General features: G+C 62.1%; 1 protein-coding gene. It reads left to right on the top strand.

The window, feature by feature from the left end; translation table 11 throughout:
- On the top strand, positions 1-786 hold a 786-nt coding region (locus AWB74_RS44990; RefSeq protein WP_061152851.1), incomplete at both ends, for an enolase C-terminal domain-like protein.

The raw sequence follows: 786 nt of genomic DNA, 5'->3' as shown, positions 1-786 counted from the left end.
TCAGGCTTTCAAGATCCCCACTGACGCGCCGGAAGCGGACGGCACTTTCGCCTGGAATGCGACCACGTTGGTCGTCGCCGAAGTCGACGCCCAAGGCAAGACCGGCATCGGCTACACCTATACGGACTCGTGCGCAGTCAGTCTCATTCGGGGCGCGTTGGCGGAAACCTTATTGGATCGCTCGAGTACGGATGTCCCCGCGCGCTGGCTTGCCATGCAACGCGCCGTGCGCAACATCGGCCGTTCGGGTCTTGCGGCGACCGCGATCTCTGCGCTCGACTGCGCGCTCTGGGATCTGAAGGCGAAGCTCCTCGACTTACCGCTTGTCCAGCTCCTAGGAACAGAGCGTGACGCGGTGCCGATTTATGGCAGTGGCGGTTTCACGAGTTACTCGGATGAGCAATTGCAAGCGCAGTTCGAAGGCTGGGTCGCCACTGAAGGATGCCGCTGGGTCAAGATGAAGATCGGCACGGATCCTGGCCGCGATCCGCGGCGGGTACACGCTGCGCGTGAGGTAATCGGCGATCGAGGACTATTCGTGGATGCGAACGGCGCCTTTTCGGTGAAACAGGCGCAGCATCTGGCCAACACGTTTGTAAGCGAGGGCGTGCAGTGGTTCGAAGAACCCGTGTCTTCCGACGACATCGCGGGTCTTCGTGCACTGCGGGAGGCCATGCCCGCGCAGATCGACGTGGCAGCGGGAGAATATGGCTACACGCAGGATGACTTTCGCCGTTGGTTGGATGCCCGCGCGGTTGACGTGCTGCAGGCTGATGCGAGCCGTTG

This window comes from Caballeronia arvi, assembly GCF_001544695.2.
Taxonomy (GTDB): Bacteria; Pseudomonadota; Gammaproteobacteria; order Burkholderiales; family Burkholderiaceae; genus Caballeronia; species Caballeronia arvi.
The sequence above is the reverse complement of the archived record's forward strand: the minus strand, read 5'-3'. Positions and strand labels throughout refer to the sequence as shown.